14 protein-coding genes are annotated in these 16957 nt (G+C 70.3%); 5 read left to right on the top strand and 9 right to left on the bottom strand.

The annotated features are described in order from the left end of the window. Positions 1-167 precede the first annotated feature (167 nt). The 3 genes from ACTIGN_RS19060 to ACTIGN_RS19050 form a co-directional block, all read right to left on the bottom strand. Positions 168-1862: a GAF domain-containing serine/threonine-protein kinase gene (locus ACTIGN_RS19060; RefSeq protein ID WP_439626695.1), complete on the bottom strand. Its 1695-nt coding sequence runs from the start codon at positions 1860-1862 to the stop codon at positions 168-170. A gap of 90 nt (positions 1863-1952) precedes the next feature. Then, a complete protein-coding gene (locus tag ACTIGN_RS19055; protein ID WP_439626693.1) occupies positions 1953-2342 on the bottom strand; it encodes a hypothetical protein in 390 nt (129 codons plus the stop codon). A 188-nt stretch (positions 2343-2530) separates the two neighbouring features. Further along, positions 2531-3481: a sigma-70 family RNA polymerase sigma factor gene (locus ACTIGN_RS19050; protein ID WP_439626692.1), complete on the bottom strand. Its 951-nt coding sequence runs from the start codon at positions 3479-3481 to the stop codon at positions 2531-2533. Positions 3482-4402: 921 nt separating this feature from the next. Between ACTIGN_RS19050 and ACTIGN_RS19045 the strand changes: the two genes are divergently transcribed. Then, positions 4403-5443: a diguanylate cyclase gene (locus ACTIGN_RS19045; RefSeq protein ID WP_439626690.1), complete on the top strand. Its 1041-nt coding sequence runs from the start codon at positions 4403-4405 to the stop codon at positions 5441-5443. 25 nt (positions 5444-5468) lie between these two features. Then, entirely contained in the window at positions 5469-6302 is an 834-nt protein-coding gene (locus ACTIGN_RS19040) for a phytanoyl-CoA dioxygenase family protein (protein ID WP_439626688.1), read from the top strand. 44 nt (positions 6303-6346) lie between these two features. Here the strand turns inward: ACTIGN_RS19040 and ACTIGN_RS19035 are convergent, their stop codons facing one another. Both ACTIGN_RS19035 and ACTIGN_RS19030 read right to left on the bottom strand, forming a co-directional pair. Next, on the bottom strand, positions 6347-7474 hold the full coding sequence (locus ACTIGN_RS19035) for an Ig-like domain-containing protein (RefSeq protein WP_439626686.1): 1128 nt from the start codon (positions 7472-7474) through the stop codon (positions 6347-6349). 105 nt (positions 7475-7579) lie between these two features. After that, on the bottom strand, positions 7580-8650 hold the full coding sequence (locus ACTIGN_RS19030; RefSeq protein WP_439626684.1) for a hypothetical protein: 1071 nt from the start codon (positions 8648-8650) through the stop codon (positions 7580-7582). Positions 8651-8875: 225 nt separating this feature from the next. Between ACTIGN_RS19030 and ACTIGN_RS19025 the strand changes: the two genes are divergently transcribed. Then, positions 8876-10180 carry a DUF1015 domain-containing protein gene (locus tag ACTIGN_RS19025; protein WP_439626682.1) on the top strand — a complete coding sequence of 435 codons (1305 nt, stop codon included), beginning with the start codon at positions 8876-8878 and terminating at the stop codon, positions 10178-10180. A gap of 155 nt (positions 10181-10335) precedes the next feature. Here the strand turns inward: ACTIGN_RS19025 and ACTIGN_RS19020 are convergent, their stop codons facing one another. From ACTIGN_RS19020 to ACTIGN_RS19010, 3 genes are all read right to left on the bottom strand, one after another. Further along, positions 10336-11232: a dihydrodipicolinate synthase family protein gene (locus ACTIGN_RS19020; protein WP_439626680.1), complete on the bottom strand. Its 897-nt coding sequence runs from the start codon at positions 11230-11232 to the stop codon at positions 10336-10338. A gap of 226 nt (positions 11233-11458) precedes the next feature. Next, positions 11459-12490: an anti-sigma factor family protein gene (locus ACTIGN_RS19015; protein ID WP_439626679.1), complete on the bottom strand. Its 1032-nt coding sequence runs from the start codon at positions 12488-12490 to the stop codon at positions 11459-11461. Between the two features lie 11 nt (positions 12491-12501). Beyond that, positions 12502-13134, bottom strand: coding sequence for an RNA polymerase sigma factor (locus ACTIGN_RS19010; RefSeq protein WP_439626677.1), 633 nt, complete (start codon positions 13132-13134; stop codon positions 12502-12504). Positions 13135-13265: 131 nt separating this feature from the next. On the opposite strand from ACTIGN_RS19010, the gene ACTIGN_RS19005 reads away from it, so the two are divergent. After that, complete coding sequence (locus tag ACTIGN_RS19005; RefSeq protein WP_439626675.1) at positions 13266-13748, top strand: GNAT family N-acetyltransferase; 483 nt, start codon at positions 13266-13268, stop codon at positions 13746-13748. 27 nt (positions 13749-13775) lie between these two features. Here ACTIGN_RS19005 and ACTIGN_RS19000 read toward each other — a convergent pair whose 3' ends face one another. Next, positions 13776-15284 carry a hypothetical protein gene (locus ACTIGN_RS19000; protein ID WP_439626673.1) on the bottom strand — a complete coding sequence of 503 codons (1509 nt, stop codon included), beginning with the start codon at positions 15282-15284 and terminating at the stop codon, positions 13776-13778. Positions 15285-15457: 173 nt separating this feature from the next. Here ACTIGN_RS19000 and hpnE point away from each other — a divergent pair. Further along, a partial coding sequence (hpnE, locus tag ACTIGN_RS18995; protein ID WP_439626671.1) for a hydroxysqualene dehydroxylase HpnE occupies positions 15458-16957 on the top strand: 1500 nt, incomplete at its 3' end.

Below are 16957 nucleotides of genomic sequence, written 5' to 3'. Positions count from 1 at the left end.
GGCGCTGGGGGGCACGGGGGTGGTTTTGGTGGGGCCTGGTCTGTTGAATTCTTGGGGGGGGGGGGGCCCGCCTGGGGGGGGGTACGAACCGAAAGCCGATGATTTGTAGGGGCCGCCCTCCGTGGCGGACCGCGTGAGGCGAACGATTCAACGAAACAAGGGCAGCCTCACACTGGCTGCTTGGCGGTGGGCGGGGCCTCGTAGACCGCCGGGAGCTTCGCGGCGAGGTTGAGCCGGAGCAGCTCGCGGCGGAGCGCGAGCTGGCTCATCACCGACCGGCCGAGCGCCGCCAGCGCCGCGATCTGCTCCGACGACAGCTCCCGCTGCACCCGGTCGATCACGCACAGCGACCCGAGCGCCGCCCCGTCGCCGTCGATCAGCGGCACCCCGGCGTAGAACCGGATGTGCGGGTCGAGCTTCACCAGCGGGTTGTCCGCGAACCGGGCGTCGGCCTCGGCGTTGCCCACGATCATCGGCGCCGTGCCCTTGATCGTGTACTGGCAGAACGAGACGTTCTTCGCCGTCTGGTTCACCGACAGCCCGACCTTCGACTTGAACCACTGGCGGTCCTCGTCGAGCAGCGAGACGATGGCGATCGGCGTCCCGCAGATGTACGACGCGAGGTGCGTGAGGTCGTCGAACGCCTGCTCCGGGTCGGTGTCCAGCACCCCGTACGTCTTCAGCGCCGCGACCCGCTTCGCCTCCGGGTCGAGCGGCGGGCCGAGGAGCCGCGCGGACCCCTCGTCGAGGAGCCGCCCCACCTCGGCGGCCGTCTGCGGGCGGTCCGCCGGGTCCTTGCGGAGCAGCTTCATGACGAGCGCTTCGAGCCAGTCCGGCAGGTCGGCGGCGTACTTCTTCGGGGTCACGAACTGCGTGTTCAGGTGGTTCGCGAAGCACGCCATCGCGGTCTTCGCGGTGAACGGGAGCCGCCCGGCGACCATCCGGTACAGGAGCATCCCGAACGAGTACAGGTCGCTGCGGGCGTCGAGCTCGTCGCCGTTGATCTGCTCGGGGGCCATGTACTCGGGCGTGCCGACCGCGTGCTCCGCGTTGGTGATCCCGGGCAGGCCGATCGACCGGGCGATCCCGAAGTCGGTGATCTTCACGCGGACCGGCGGCCCGCCCCCCCCGCCGTCGCCCTCGGCCGGGCGCTCCAACAGGATGTTGCCGGGCTTGATGTCGCGGTGGACGACGCCCTGCGCGTGGGCGGCCGCGAGGCCCGCGACGATCTGCCGGGAGATCGCGACCACCACCGACAGGGGCAACCGGCCCTCGCGGGCGAGCCGCGTCTCCAGGTTCTCCCCGGCGACGTACTCCATCACGATGTACGGCACCGCGCCGTCCTCGCCGACGGAGTACACGGCGGTCGCGTGGTCGCTCCCGATCCGGGCGGCCGACCGCGCCTCGCGGCCGAACCGGAACCGGCACGAGGCGTCCGCGGCCACCTTCGGGAACATAAGCTTCACCGCCACGAACCGGTTCAGCACTGGGTCGAGCGCCTTGAGCACGATCCCCATCCCGCCGCGGCCGAGGACGCGGATCACGTCGTACCCGCCCACCCGCCGCGGCACCTCCGACTTCGGCTCCGCCTTCAGGGACGCGAAGACGGCGAAGTCGGTGCCCAGCGTCTCGCTCACGGTGCCCCCCTTGGCGGCGACGGGCGTCTCCTCGAACACGACCGAGTCGCCCACCTCGGGCAGGTACGAGGTGGGGAGTTCCGCGCCGGGGGCGAGGGCGACGAGCCGGCCCCGGCACGCGAGACAGCCCTCGACGTGCGTCAGCACGGCGCGGGCGTCGTGCGGCGGGCGGTGCCCGTCGAAGAGGGCCTTGATCGCGTCGGGGGCGGGGCAGGTGGTGTTCATCGGGATCGCGGGCCGCGAGCAGAGTGGGAGGGGCGGTCGAGCGCCCGCTCAGAATTGTATCCCGGTTCCGGTGGAAGACCCCGTCGTTCGTCACCGCCGCGTGAGGACGAACCGGCCCGAGTCCGTGCGCGAGGTGAACGCCGCGTCGAACGAGGTGCCGGTCGCGACCGCGGTGGTCCGGTACTCGCCGAGGAGCGGCAGCCGCTGGCTCGCGCCGAGCACCGCGACGCCGTCGCCGGTCCCCTCGACGCGCAGCTTCGTCGTGTACCAGAACGGGACCACCTTGGCGAACCGGCCGCGGAACGAGACGCGGTAGGTGCCGGCGTCGATCTGCCGGAACCGCCCGTGGAGCGGGCCGGTGTGGCCGTTCGCGTCGCTCACCCAGTAGCCGGACCAGCGGCCGGACAGGTCGGGCTCCTGAGCGCCCGCGGCTGACGAGAAGGCGAGTGCGCACAAGGCGGCGAGGGCGGTCCGGCGCATGTCGGCTCCGGGGGTGTGGGGCTCACGGCGGTGCGAGTGCATCTCACCACCGGAACGCACCGGCGTCCAGCGCCGCGGGCCGGGGAACGTGCGGGACCGGCGGGCGCAAGAGCGGTCGTAGTGGTTGCGCGGTTAGCGCAAAAAGCCGCCCCGTTGTAACGGGGCGGCTCGAAGAGATCGGAGCGAATTCACTCCAGGAGGAGGGTGGGCTCCCAGCCGACGCGCTCGGCGTTGGCCTTGAGCTTCTCCAGCGCCCGGTTCTGGATCTGGCGGACCCGCTCCTTGCTGATGCGGAGCAGGTGGCCGATCTGGCGGAGGCTGTGGGTGCCGTGGCCGGTGAGGCCGAACCGCAGGTCGAGGACCTTCCGCTCGCGGGGGCGGAGGTTCTCCATCAGGAAGCTGAGGGCCTCCTGGCGCTCGTTGTTCTCCTGCATCACCAGGGTGCCGGTGTCCGGCATGGCCTCGGTCAGCTTGAAGTCGCTGTCGTCGTCGAGGACGGCGTTGAGGCTGACCGGGGTGCGGGTCGCGGTCTGGAGGTGCGTGAGGTGCTCGAGCGAGCTGCCGGTGCGGCTGGCGAGTTCCTGCGGGCTGGGGAGGTGCTTGCCGCCGTGGGCGAGCGCCTCGGATTCTTGCTGCAAAAGGCCCAGTTCTTGCAGGTGGTGGGGGCTGAGGCTGACCAGGTGGCTCTGCCGCGCGACGGCGATCTGGAGCGTCTGGCGGATCCACCACGTGGCGTAGGTGGCGAGGCGGGTGCCGTGCGAGACGTCGAACCGGTCGATGGCCTGCATGAGCCCGCAGACGGCCTCCTGGAGCAGGTCGCTGTACGCGAGGCTGTGGTGCCGGAACCGCTTGGCGACGTGGGCCGCGAGGCGGATGTTGGCGCTGGCGAGGCGGTGCTTGTAGTGGACGTAGCGGTCGCGGAGGCGCTTGACGGCCATGACCTCGCACCGCTCGTCGGTGCAGTGCTCCCGGATGAACTGGGCCATCGGCCACGGTTCGAGCGGCGGGCGGCTCGCCTGGAGTTCACGGTTGAACGTGCGGACCAGCACCCGGACCAGTTCGCTCTTGCAGTCCCAGAAGCTGGTCAACAGTTCCCGTTCTTCTTCCGGCGTGAGCAGGTCGGACGAAAAGGTCGTCAAAGAGGAGTCGGCCACTTTGGCAGATTGTCCGGATCGCTTACGCCTGACGGTTTTCATGGCGGCCTTTCGCGGGTCGCAACAGTTTGGGTCTGGGAAGGTTACCGGGCGTCCCACCGGCTCTTACACCCCAGCGCGGCGCTTCAAATGCGGGTCCGAATCGCGGCACACAGTCGGTCTTCGGGTCGCGGACAGAGGGTCCCGTTGGTGCCGGCCGCCGGGCTGGGACGCACGGTCCCGCGCGGAAAAAATATCCGACCCAACTGAGGGTCACACCGGTCGGCGGCTGGCGCGGGGCACGCGGGAGGTCCGGGTGCCGGAGCGGTCCGTCGAGCGAGACGATTCAGTTGAGCCGGCGGGCAGCTCGGTTCGCTCTGTTACGATCCTGAGTCACGAGTGCATCTATCGGGTGCAGTGCGGGCGGTGCCTGACACTAACCCCCGACCATCGGGTCCGTTCCGCATCGAGTCCGCGGTGGCGTTCTTGCCGTGGTGCCTGTGGCCAGATAATACACTCTGGCCGCCGTCCACTTCCTGTGTTTTCGGGGAATCCGTTCCGCCACAGCACTTACCGGGGTCGCCCCCATCGGAGTCCCGATTGTAGGCGATCGCAGAGCCGCGATCAAGAATCAAGGCCGGTAAATCCCGCTTTTTTCCAACGTTTTACCTGCGACCCATTCCTGACGCACGGAACGAGGATTCGCGCCACGTGGGCGAAACACCTATTCCCTCTCGATTGTCTCTGCTACAACAGTTGTGATATTCGGCCGGGAGAGTAAACCGGCCCTTGGCGTCAACTGTAGACTACACTTGGGGTTCCCACACCCTGTTCGCCCGGGCGCGGCGACTGCGGTTCCACTTTGCGGCTGAGCGGAACCGTTCTCCCCTGTGGGGTTCGGGGAAGGTTCAAGGGCAACTCGCGGTCATGAACGTCACCCGATACAAGTGCTCGATTCTCCTCGTCGACGACGACCCCGGCGTCCTCTCGATCCTCGCGGCCCAACTCGCCAGCGACTTCGAGGTCTCCACCGCCGGGACCGCGGCGGAGGCCCGGTCCATCCTCGCCAAGCGGTCGGTGGACATGATCCTCTCCGACCTGTTGCTCCCCGACGAGTCCGGGCTGGGCCTCCTCGAGTGGGTCCGCCGCACCGCCCCGCGGACGTACCGCATCCTCCTGACCGGAACCGCGCGGCTCGAGGACGCGGCCGACGCCATCAACCAGACCCAGGTCCACCGGATCGTCCTCAAGCCGTGGCGGGGCGAGGACCTGCTCCAGAACCTCCGGGCCGCCACCCGCACCCTCCTCCAAGAGCGGAGCAGCGAGCAACTCGGCGACGAGCTGCGGAAGATCAACCAGGAGCTGGAACAGCGGGTGGCCGAGCGGACCCGCGAACTGGAAGCGGCCCTCGCCCAGATCCAGCAGAAGAACACGATCCTCGAGAAGATGGCGCTGACCGACCCGCTCACGGGCCTGCCCAACCGCCGGGCGATCGACCTCATCGCCCGGAAGGAGCTGCTCCGCCGCGCCCGCACGCCCTCGGCCCTGACGCTGGTGCTGATCGACGCGGACCACTTCAAGAACATCAACACGCTGTACCTGCACCCGGGCGGGGACCACGTTTTGGTCTGGCTCGCGGGGGTGCTCCAGAACGCGATCCGCACGACCGACTCGCTCGGCCGCATCGGCGGCGAGGAGTTCCTGGTGGTCGCGCCGGCGACGGACATGGTGGGCGCCGAGAAGCTCGCCGAGCGGCTGCGGGCCGCCGTGGCCAACGAGAAGACGGTGTACAACGGCCACGAGATCCGGGTCACGATCAGCCTGGGGCTCGCGGTGTGCGACGCCGACACGAACGTCGCCTACGACGTGCTCCGCGACCTCGCCGCCGAGACCGTGAAGGCGGCGAAGGACCTGGGCCGCAACCGCGCCGTGATCCGCCCGGTGGTCCCGCCCGCGATGCCCGCGTGACGCCACTCCCCGCCGGAAACCACCAATGAACGCACCCACGACGTTCAACGCGATCCCCGGTCAGGGCGACCTCGCCGCGGTCGCCCGCACCCTCGACTTCCACCCCAGCACGACGACCGCCCCGAAGGTGCTGGCCCCCGAGCAAATCTCGCAGTTCAACCGCGACGGCTACCTCAAGCCGTTCCGCATCTTCTCCGACGCCGAGGTCGGCGGCCTGCGGGCGTACTTCGCCGACCTGCTCGCCCGGTACACCGCCGAGGGGAAGGACAGCTACTCGATCAGCTCCGCGCACCTGCGGCACGGCCGCGTGTGGGACGTGCTCACGAACCCGCGGGTCGTCGCGATCGTCTCGGACCTGCTCGGGCCGAGCGTGGTCGGGTGGGGATCGCACTTCTTCTGCAAGATGCCCGGCGACGGGAAGACGGTGAGCTGGCACCAGGACGCGAGCTACTGGCCGCTCACGCCGTCGAAGGCGGTGACGGTGTGGCTGGCGATCGACTACGCGGACCGCGGCAACGCGGCGATGAAGTACATCCCCGGCACGCACGTCCTGGGGCACCTGACCTACAAGCTGACCGAGACGGACCCGAGCAACGTCCTGAACCAGACGGTGCCGGAGGTGGAGAAGTACGGCGAGCCCGTGTACGTCGAGTTGAGGGCCGGCGAGGCGTCGGTCCACTCCGACCTGCTGCTGCACGGGTCGGACGCGAACGAGAGCACCCGGCGGCGGTGCGGGCTGACGCTGCGGTACACGCCGGGCGACGTGAAGGCGTACATGGGGTGGGAGGACAAGGGCGTGATCGTCGCCGGCGACAAGCCGCCGCACTGGTCGAACCGCCCGCGGCCGACCGAGGAGTGACCTCACCCAAGCCGCCACGTCGTGACGTAGCGGCTTGGGTGAGGTCACCGCACCGTGAACGCCCGCTCCGTGGGCTTGCGGCGGGGGCGCTCGGCGAGCGGGGTGCCGTCGGTCAGTTCGAACGCCTCGCCGACGCGGTTGCCGCACGGGTCTTCGAGCCGCGCGTCCGCCACCAGTCGATACTCGCCCTTCCCCCACGGCTTCTTCGGCGCGAACGTCAGCACCCGCTCGCCGCCGCCGACGGTCACCTCACCGTCCACGCGGGTGCCGGCGGCATCGACCACCCACACGACGCGGTCGAGCATCGCGCGGTCGAGCGGCTTCGGGAACTTCACGATCAGCGGGGAATCGCCGCCGGCCCGCGGGGCCATCAGCGCCCACGCGGCCGCGTCGAGCGGCTGGTCGTCCGGCGGGCCGACGGCGAACGTCTTCTTCGCACCACCGAGCAGTGGCCGGCCCTCGGTGTCCTCCCACTTGCCGCTCACCATTAGTGAGTACGTGCGGCCGGCTCCGAGCACGGGTCCGTCGTCCTCGCGGGGCACGAGCCCCTGCTTCACGCGGCCGGGGTGGAACAGGAGCGTGAGCCGGTCGCCGTCGGCCGACCAGAGTTCCTCGGGCAATTCGAGGAACGGCTCCTTCACCTCGACGCCGTCGTCGCGGACGAGCGTGACGTGCCGGTACACGTCGCCCCGCGCGACCGGCCCGGAGAACTGGACGTAGAACCGCAGCGTGTTCTCGGGCAGGCGGTTCGCCGACGGGTACACGGCGGCCACCGACACCCGCGGGCCGGGCGGCGGCTTCGGCAGGCTCAGGGTCGTGAGCGCCGGCGCGGCCTTCGGATCGTCGCGCAGGATCGCGACGTATTCGCGGCCGGGGACGAGCGGGAACTGCGGCTCGAACCGCACGCCGGTGTCGGTGAACGAGTAGCTCCCGGCGAGCGGCGTTCGCGCGAGTTGCTCTTCGATCGTGCCGCCGCCCACGACCACGCGGAGCACCGCGGCCCGCCCCTTCGCGTCGGCGTCCTTGAGCCGCGAAACGAGTTCCTTGGGCAGCCCCCGCACCTCGATTACCGGCGGCTCGCCCTTCGCGGTGCTGAGCGCGACCGCCGGCGAATCGGCGGCGTGAACCACCTGAGCGGCAAACGCGAGGGCGAGGCAAGCGGCGTGGCGCACGGCGGTCTCCGGGAAGGCGAGCGGGGGGCGTCAGCCCCCCGAGTGAACCGCGAATCGAAGGCGAAGAACTCGGGGGGCTGACGCCCCCCGCTCGCAACGATCACGTCACGGCAGCGGAACGGTCTTCAGGTCGAAGCCGCTCGCGGTCTTCACGAGGATCACGGCGCGGGCGTCGTCGAACTTGTCGAGTTGCACCACGTCCTTCAGCTCGGTGATCTTCTCGTACGCGGGGCCGGCGGTGTTGGCGACCTTCGCCGAGATCTCCTTGGCCGAGCCGAACTCGGTCGTCGGGATCTTGATGACGCCGTGCGCCGAGTTGGCCGACAGCAGGAAGTCCTTGCCGTCCTTGGTGTACGCGATCATGTCGAGCGGCTGGTTCCGGTTGCCCAGCTCGGCGATCGTGACGCCCTTCACCTTCGCGCCCGACTTCAGCTCGCTCACGGGGATCTTCACCAGCGGTGTGCAGGTGTACGACGCCATGATGTTCTCCTCGCCGCCGATCTTGTACGGCACGAACGTGCGGATCGGGGACCGGGTCTCGACGGCCCCGTGCGCCCCGTGGTAGATCTCGATGGCGCTGCCCTTGTCGGCGTCCTTGAACGGGTACGCGATGGCCCGCAGGGTGCTCGCGAACTCCTCGCTCGACAGCCCGGCGACGTACAGCTTGCCGCCCACGAACGCCATGCTGGTGATCGACTCGGCGCGGGTGCGGCGGTCCTTCGCGTCCTTGGGCTCGAACGGGTTCGGCAGCGCGACCTTCGCGAACGGCACGTCCTTCAGCGCCACCGCCTCGACGGCCCCGTCGCGGGTCGCCCGCACGAGCGCCGCGGTGCCCGCCCCGGCCCCGCGGGTGACGGCCAGGTACACGTTGCCCGACGCCGGGTTCACCTTCACGTCGTTGACCTTCACTTCCTTCTCGGTCACGCCCAGGGCGGCCGCGACCTTGCCGTCGATCTTCTCGACGTTCACCGGCTTGTCGCCGGCCGCCTTCGCGTCGCCGGTGTCGATGGCGAACACGGTCGCGCCGGCCGAGTCGCCGACGAACAGGACGCCGTTCGGGCCGAACGCCAGCGCGGTGGCGGACTTCAACTCCGGGGTGCCCTTGGTCAGCCCTTCGGCGCGGGCGGTCGCGCCGAGGGCCAGCACGGCGGCAACGGCGAGCAGCTTGCTACGCATGAATACTCCTGTGAGAAGCAGAACGGGGGCGATGCCCAGATGGGAGAGACACGAGTCACCCGGGACCGCTCATTCTCACCGGCCCGGCCCACAGTTCCAAAGGAGAAATCCGTGAGAGGCGGGCGCGGCGAACCGTCCTCGTCAGGTTCCGGCGCTGATGGCGCGGCCGCAATTCGTAGAGTAAACCCTTTCAAGTTCCGCCGCAGCCGCGAGGAGTTTTCGCCGATGGCCGACATCCGTGGGTTCCGTGGGTTCCGCTACGATCTGGGCCAGGTCGGCTCGCTCTCCGACGTCGTCGCCCCGCCCTACGACGTCATCGACCCGGCGCTCCAGAAGCAGCTCTACGACCAGAGCCCGTACAACGCGATCCGCGTCGAACTCACGAAGGACGAGCCGGGCGACGACGACCTCAACAACCGGTACACGCGCGCCGCCGGCACCCTCCGCGAATGGGTCGCCAGCAACGCGCTGCGGCAGGACACCGCCCGCGCGGTCTACATCTACGAGCAGACGTTCACCGCCGAGGGCCAGGAGTACACCCGCCGCGGGTTCTTCGCCCGCGTGCGGCTCGAGCCGTTCGGGCAGGGCAAGATCTACCCGCACGAGCAGACCATGTCGGGCCCGAAGGCCGACCGGCTGAAGCTGTACCAGGCGACCGGGTTCAACGTGTCGCCGGTGTTCGGCCTGTACCCGGACCGGGACGGCGAGATCGCCCGCGTGCTGGAGCCGTTCACGATCAAGAACCCGCCGGTCGTCGCCAAGGACCACCTCGGCGTCACCAACCGGCTGTGGGTCGTCACCGACACGCACGCGATCAGCACCCTCATCGGGCTGATGGGGCCGAAGCCGGTGTACATCGCCGACGGGCACCACCGGTACGAGACCGGGGTGAAGTACCTCGAGGAGCGCAAGGCGGCCGGCGAGGTCGCGGACGACGAGGCGGCCCCGAACTTCACCCTCATGATGCTCGTCGGCATGACCGACCCGGGCCTCATCATCCTCCCGACGCACCGGCTGTTCAGCGGCCTCACCGCGGTGTCGTCGGCCGAACTGGAGGCGCTCCTCGCGGCGCACTTCGACGTCGTCGAGCGCACCGGGACCGACGCGAAGGCCGCGTGGGACCACATCCAGATGGACGGCTCGCAGGCGGCCCTGGGGTTCGGCACGGTCGCCGACGGGAAGTGGTTCGTCGCCAAGCTCCGCGACCCGAAGGTGATGGCCGAGGCGGCCCCCGAGCAGAGCGAGGAGTGGCGCGGCCTGGGCGTGAGCATCCTGCACAAGCTGGTGGTGGACCGGCTCGTCGCCCCGAAGCTCGGCGGCGCGCCGGCCGTCAAGTACGTCCACCTGTTGAAGGAAGTGACCGACGCGGTCGCGGCGAAGGAGTGCCAGGTAGCGGTACTGGTGCCGCCGGCGACGATGGAGCACGTCGAGCAGATCGCCGGCAACGGCGAGAAGATGCCCGCGAAGTCCACCTACTTCTACCCGAAGCTCCTCACCGGGATGGTGTACCACTCGCTCAAGAAGGACTGAGCGGAATCAAGCGATGGGACGCGGACGACGCGGATCAAAAACGGGATGGAAGAGGATCGGAGAGAGCCATTTGTTTCAAATGACTGCCGTCTGATCGGCTCTGAATCCCGTCCTTGATCCGCGTCGTCCGCGTCCCATCGCTTAGTCCGCTGCGTTCACCGCTTCGGCCGCGTCGCGATCGCCTTGCGGATCACCTTCAGGACCTCCTCGCGCTCGGCCCCGACGAGCGGCAGCCGCGGGGCGCGGCACAGTTCGGTGCCGTACCCGCACTCGGCGCTCGCCAGCTTGATGTACTGCACCAGCTTGACGTGCGTGTCGAGGTGGAGGAGCGGCGTGTACCACCGGTAGATCTCGAGCGCCTCCTGCCACTTCCCGGCCTTCGCCAGGTCCCAGATCGCGCGGTTCTCTCGGGGGAAGGCGTTCACCAGCCCCGAGATCCACCCGACCGCCCCGAGCATCATGCACTCGAGGAACAGGTCGTCCACGCCGGCGAAAAGCGGGTACCGGTCGCCAACGAGGTTGATGATGTCGGTGATCCGCCGCGGGTTGTCGCTCGACTCCTTGATGCACGCGAACTTCGGCTCGTCGGCCATCTCGGCGAACATCTCGGGGGTGACGTCCACCTTGTAGGCCGGCGGGTTGTTGTAAATCATGATCGGCAGGTCGGTCGCCCGCGCCACGGTGCGGAAGTGGGCGATCGTCTCGCGGGCGTCGGTCTTGTACACCATCGGCGGCAGCACCATGAGCCCGTCGGCCCCGAGCTTCGCGGCGTCGGCGGCCCACCGGCACGCGCCGGCCGTCGTGTACTCGGCCACGCCGGTGAGCACCGGCACCCGCTTGCGGACGTGCTCGACGGTCGCCTTGAACAGCTCCCGCTTCTCGCCCGCGTCGAGGGCCGTGTTCTCGCCGACGCTGCCGAGCATGACGAGCCCGTGGACGCCCGCGTCGAGCATCACGTCGACGTGCGCGAGCGTTCCGGGGACGTTGAGCGACTGGTCGGGGTTGAACTGCGTGCAGACGGCGGGGAACACCCCGCCCCAGGTGACCTTCATGAGTGCGTGCCTCGGGAGCGGACCAGCGGGTCGGGTCCAATCGGGCCAGTTTAACCCGGCCCGCCCCCGCGGTCTTGACCGTTCCGACAGCGGGGACTCGAAACGCGGCACAATGAACGAGACGGGCGAGTCGGGTGGGTGTGGCGGAGCGGAGGGTTCCTGACCTCCCCCACCAGGGAGGGCAAAAACGCGACGCGGGCACAGCTCCACCAGATTGGGTGAGAATTTACGGCCGGTCGCCGGGGCGGCCGAGGACGGCGTCGTTGGCGTCGGCCCCGGCGGCCACGCGGCCGAACACGTTGCGGTAGATGTCGTCGCCGTTGGGGCCGACCAGCGCCGAGGTCGCGTGGCGGACGTTCCCGCCCGCGTACAGGACGTTCATGCCGACCGCGTGCGGGCACACGGGGCCGCCCGCGGGGGCCACGGCCGCCGCCGGGTAGTCGGCCGAGATGGGGACGAGGTCGTGCTGGGGGTCGGTGCCGCGGGTCAGGCCGAGCAGGTCGCCGGTCGGGGCGCGGTACCCGAGGCTGTACGTGTACCCGACGGGCGGGGTCGCGTCGCGGGCCGCGGGCCGGGCCGGGTCGGCCGGACAGCACCCCCGGAACCCGGCCGGCACCTGGCCCGCGTCGACCAGCGCCGACACGAACGTGTCGGCCGTCGGGTTCGCGTCGGTCCCGACCCGCGGGTACTGCCCGGCGTGTGTTTCGGCGTACCCGGTCAGCCCGGTGTGGAGCGTTCGAAGGTTGTCCTGGCACGCGAGCACCTGGCTCTGCGCCCGGAGCCGGCCGACGCCCGTGACGATGAGCCCGCACGCGAACAGCGCGACCGAGCACGCCACGAGCAGGTCGATGCGGAACCGGCCGCCGACGGCCCGCGGCTCCGGGGCGTCGCGGTGGGCGGCCCGGAGCGGCCGCGGAGCCGGGAACGCGAGCGGGTGCGGCTCGGGCTCGGGGTACTCGGTCTCCATCGCCTGGGCCACGGCCAACAGGGTGCCGTGGTCCGACTCGACCGACAGCGGGGGCTCGTGCCGCGTCAGGTGCTCGGCGAGCCGGGCGACGGTGCGGAGCGCCAGGTGCGGCGGGGGCTCGGAAGGCGAGTCGCGGTCCAGCTCGAACGGGGCGAGCGAGCGGCGGAGGTGGTCGAGCCGGGCGGCGGCCGTCGGGTCGGCGCGGAGGTGGGCCGCGACCGCGGCGCGCTCGTCGGGCGCCAGCGCGTCGAGCACGTAGCCGATGAGGTCTTCGTCGGTCGGGGTGGTCATGGGTCGCCTCGTCACTCAGCGTTCCGCGTCGCGCACCCGGCGCTCTCGCCGGCCCAGTCCTCGGTCAACTTGGTCAGCGCCGCGTGGAGCCGGGACTTGACCGTGCCGACCGGGATGTCGAGCGCCGCCGCGGCGTCCTGGTACTTCAGCCCCTGGAAGTACACCAGGAGGACCGTCTGCCGCAAGAGTTCCGGGAGCCGGTCCACAGCGGCCCGGACCAGTTCCCGCTGCTCGGCCCGGTCGGCGGCGTCCGGGGGGGCGTCGCCGGGGGCCGGGAGCAGTTCGAACAGGGGCCGCGGTTCGCCCTCCTCGTCCGGGGCGGAGACCGTGTCGGCCGGGCGGTCGGCGAGCCGCCGGTTCCGCCGCCGCAGCGCGTCGATCGCCTGGTTGGTGGCGATCGCGTAGAGCCACGGGCGGGCCGGGCGGCCGGGCTCGTACTGCTGGATCTTTAGGAACACCTGGACGAACGTGTTCTGGAACACGTCGTCGGCGAGGTCGTCGTCGCCGACGTACCGCCGCAGGTAGCCGAACAGTTCCCGCTCGTACCGGCGGACGAGCGGGCCGAACACGTCCCGCTCACCGTCGCGCAGCCGCGCGAGAAGGTGTTCGTCGGTCTCCGGGTCTGGCGGGGTGAGATCCAGCACGGCCCCTCACGGCTTCTACGCCGCGGCGCAACGGAACGTTCGCGCGGCGAAGTGCAATTCAGGTTACCACACGGGTGGCGAATCGGCGCGGGGCGCGGTAGCCTGCACCCGTTCCCCACCCCGGAGCCGCCATGGGACTGACGATCCGCCCGGCGACCGCGGCCGACGAGGCCGTGCTGGTCGCGTTCAACGCCGCCCTCGCGCTCGAGACCGAGCACAAGACCCTCCGGCCCGACGTGCTGGGGTCCGGGGTGCGGGCCGTGTTCGCCGACCCGGCCCGCGGGTTCTACACCGTGGCCCAGAACGAGGGCGGCGAGGTCGTCGCCCAGATGATGGTCACGTTCGAGTGGAGCGACTGGCGGAACGGGTGGTTCTGGTGGGTGCAGAGCGTGTACGTCCGCCCGGACGCCCGCCGGTCGGGCGCGTTCCGCTCGCTGTACCGGGAGGTGGAGCGGCGGGCCGCGGCCGACCCGGGCGTGATCGGCATCCGGCTTTACGTGGAGCGGGAGAACGCCAGGGCCCGGGCGACCTACCGGGCGCTGGGCATGGCGGAGACCACTTACGGCGTGATGGAGGAGTACCCGCTGCCGGGGCGGGCGAGCGACATCGGGTGAGCAGCGGCCGCCCACCCGGAGCGGGGGTCACACGTTGTCGAAGTTGGCGAACGTCAGGGTGCCGTCGGTGTTGAACAGGTCGTCGATGGCCACGGTCAGCACCCCGTCGGGCGGGTTGTCGGTGTCGAAGCGGCCCGCCGCGTTCCGCATCACGACCCCGGCCACGTTGTTCTGGGTGTCGAACGTCAGCCCGGTGATCGTGTACGTCTGCCCGTCGGAGAGGCCGGACGCGAACGACCCGGTGCTGACCGCGAAGACGATCGGATTGTTGCGGTTCAGGGCGGTCTGGATGATGTTCCCGAGTTGCGAGGAATCGACCAGCACGCCCGGCAGGTTCACGTTGCTGACGTCCGAGGCGCGGGCACCGAACATCTGGAACGCCTGCGACGCGGTAATCGTCCCGTCGATGAAGGAGTACGACGGGTTCACGGTGCTGGTCGCGGTGGCGACCACCTTCTCGATCACCGCGACCCACAGGCTGTTGTCCGCCCCGACCCCGGCGTAGGTCGGCACCACGTCACCGGCCGCGGCGACCGGCAAGCGGTTGTCGACGCGGTAGAAGGTCCCGTTGATCCGGGCACCGTAGGTGCCGTCGCCGAAGTCCACGACGTTCGACTTGATGAGGTTCGGGAACGCGTCGAGCATGGCCCCGAGGCTGGCGAGGAGGGTACTGTCGTCGAGGACCGGGAACGTGCCGAAGAAGAATTCCGACGCGGTCTGGTTGACGTCGGACAGCGTCGGGCCGCCGGCGGCGAACAGCGGGCGGTTGGTAAACGTCTCGTACCTCTGGAACGTGGAGAGCAGGTCCGGGAGCGGGATGCGGTCCCCGGTGAGGGTCAGGTCGGCCCCGTTGGCGAACGCCGCGACCGGGCGGATCAGGTCCTCGGCCGTGATCCCGGTCACCGCCTCCTGCACGCCGCCGACGTTGTCGATCCACAGGATGTCTTCCCCACCGCCCCCGGCGTCCACCGTGTCCAGGTTCGTCCCGTCGATCGACACGAGCACGTCGTTGCCGGGGCCACCGGTGATGGCGTCGATCCCCTGGCCCCCGTTGACCGTGTCGGCCCCGCCCTGGCCGTTCAGGACGTCGTTGCCGAGGCCGCCGAAAATGAAGTCGTTGCCCGCGCCGCCGTTGATCAGGTCGGCGCCGCCGCGGCCGAACAGGCGGTCGTTGCCGGGGCCGCCGATGAGGGTGTTCGGGCCGGCGTTCCCGTCGAGGACGTCGTCGCCCCCCTTCCCGTACAGCCCGACGTACACCCCCGCGTTCCCCTTCGACGTGAACGAATCGTTCCCCGCGCCGCCGAACATGTTGACCACGCTCACCTGGGCCCGGGCGTAGTTCCACACCTGGTTGGTGACCGAGTCGCGGACGTTGATGTTCGTGGCGGTCTGGGACACGGCGACGTTCGACGACTCGTCGTTCGTCTGGACGGTCAGGACGCCACCGACGAGTTGCACGCTCGCGACCGCGGGCACCTCGCGGGCCTCGAGCTGGACCACCGCGGGGCGAAACGACTTCGGGTTACCCGTGTCCATGCGAGGTCATCCTGGTTGCGGAGCGGTGCGGCGGGGAGGGTGTGTCGGCCCGTGGCTGAATCGTAACCGCGCCCCCACCCCTGTCAACCATGGGGGCCGGGCCGCGGGTACCGGCCCGGCCGCGGGCGCGGTACATTCCGTAAACGAAGTACCCCGGGCGCGGGAGTCGCCGATTGTACTATTCGTTTCGGTCGCGCGAATCGGTCACCCGGGGCCGGGTTGTTCGCGATTGTGAGACGGATTTCATAAGTTGGCCGGGGTTTCCTGTGGGCGGGGGCGGTCGCGTGGAGCAGGTTGCGGTCGTCGGCGGCGGATTGGCGGGACTGGCCGCGGCGGCGGCGCTGGCGGCCCGCGGGTGCGCGGTCACGGTCGTCGAGTCGCGGCGGCGGCTCGGCGGCCGCGCGAGTTCGTTCCCCGACCCGACGAGCGGGCACCTCGTCGACGCGTGCCAGCACGCGAGCATGGGGTGCTGCACGAACCTCGACCACTTCTTCGCCACCGTCGGCGTGTCGGGCCTGCTCGCGGCGCAACCGAAGCTGACCTTCGTCACGCCGGACCGGTTGCGGAGCGTGTTCAAGGCCGACCCGTGGCCGGCCCCGCTCCACCTCGGCCGGGCGCTGCTCGGCGCGCACTACCTCTCCCCCGCCGAGAAGGTCCGCGTGGCGCTCGGCTTCGCCGCGCTGCTCCGCGAGTCGCCCGATGCCGACCCGCCGCTGAACGACTGGCTCCTGCGCCACCACCAGACCGAGCGCACGATCCGCCGGTTCTGGGGCGTGGTGCTGGTCAGCGCGCTCAACGAGACGGTGGACCGGCTCGGGCTGAAGTACGCCCGCAAGGTGTTCGTCGACGGGTTCCTCCGCCACCGCGACGGGTTCGTCGTCCACCTGCCGACGGTGCCGCTCGGCCGGCTCTACGGCGACGAACTGCGCGAATGGTTCGCCCGGCACGGCGTCGAACTCCGCGAGGGGGTCGCGGTTCGCGAACTGGTCGGCACCCGGGGCGGCATCGACCACTTGCTGATGCGCGACGGTACGACGATCGCTGCGGACTGCTACGTCCTGGCGGTGCCGTTCGAGCGGGTGCTCGACCTGCTCCCGGCGGAGATCGCTGCGGACCCGTACTTCGCGAACGTGGCACGCCTGGAGCCATCGCCGATCACGAGCGTCCACCTGTGGCTCGACCGGGCGGTCACGCCGCTGCCGCACGCAGTCCTGGTCGATTGCCTCGGCCACTGGGTGTTCAACCGCGGCGAGGTCGCGCCGGGCGAGTTCTACTTGCAGGTGGTCATCAGCGCGACCCGCTCGCTGCGGGAACTCGGGAACGACGAGATCCGCTCGCGGGTCGTCGCCGAGTTGGGCCGCCTGTTCCCGGACATGGCCCGCGCGAAGCTCCTCCGCTCGAAGGTGGTGACCGAACACACCGCGACGTTCAGCGCCGTTCCGGGCGTGGACCAGTGGCGGCCGCCGCAATCGTCGCCCGTGCCGAACCTCGCGCTGGCGGGCGACTGGACCGCAACCGGCTGGCCCGCGACGATGGAAGGGGCCGTGCGCAGCGGCTACCTCGCGGCCGAGGCGGTCCTGGCCCGCGCCGGCCGCTCCGAGCGCGTCGTGCGCCCGGAGTTGTGGCAGGCGCGGTCGCCGGGCGAACCCAGAGCGCGAGCGTGGGGGTGGGCC

The sequence above is a fragment of the Gemmata sp. genome (assembly GCF_051859125.1).
Classification (GTDB): Bacteria; Planctomycetota; Planctomycetia; order Gemmatales; family Gemmataceae; genus Gemmata.
Note: the sequence above shows the minus strand (reverse complement) of the source record. Positions and strands in the feature narration are given on the sequence as shown.

Excerpts from the sequence above, each read along its gene's own strand:
- ACTIGN_RS19060 (WP_439626695.1), bottom strand. The coding sequence starts at position 1,862 with ATGAACACCACCTGCCCCGCCCCCGACGCGATCAAGGCCCTCTTCGAC.
- ACTIGN_RS19055 (WP_439626693.1), bottom strand. The coding sequence starts at position 2,342 with ATGCGCCGGACCGCCCTCGCCGCCTTGTGCGCACTCGCCTTCTCGTCA.
- ACTIGN_RS19045 (WP_439626690.1), top strand. The coding sequence starts at position 4,403 with ATGAACGTCACCCGATACAAGTGCTCGATTCTCCTCGTCGACGACGAC.
- ACTIGN_RS19040 (WP_439626688.1), top strand. The coding sequence starts at position 5,469 with ATGAACGCACCCACGACGTTCAACGCGATCCCCGGTCAGGGCGACCTC.
- ACTIGN_RS19030 (WP_439626684.1), bottom strand. The coding sequence starts at position 8,650 with ATGCGTAGCAAGCTGCTCGCCGTTGCCGCCGTGCTGGCCCTCGGCGCG.
- ACTIGN_RS19025 (WP_439626682.1), top strand. The coding sequence starts at position 8,876 with ATGGCCGACATCCGTGGGTTCCGTGGGTTCCGCTACGATCTGGGCCAG.
- ACTIGN_RS19020 (WP_439626680.1), bottom strand. The coding sequence starts at position 11,232 with ATGAAGGTCACCTGGGGCGGGGTGTTCCCCGCCGTCTGCACGCAGTTC.
- ACTIGN_RS19015 (WP_439626679.1), bottom strand. The coding sequence starts at position 12,490 with ATGACCACCCCGACCGACGAAGACCTCATCGGCTACGTGCTCGACGCG.
- ACTIGN_RS19005 (WP_439626675.1), top strand. The coding sequence starts at position 13,266 with ATGGGACTGACGATCCGCCCGGCGACCGCGGCCGACGAGGCCGTGCTG.
- ACTIGN_RS19000 (WP_439626673.1), bottom strand. The coding sequence starts at position 15,284 with ATGGACACGGGTAACCCGAAGTCGTTTCGCCCCGCGGTGGTCCAGCTC.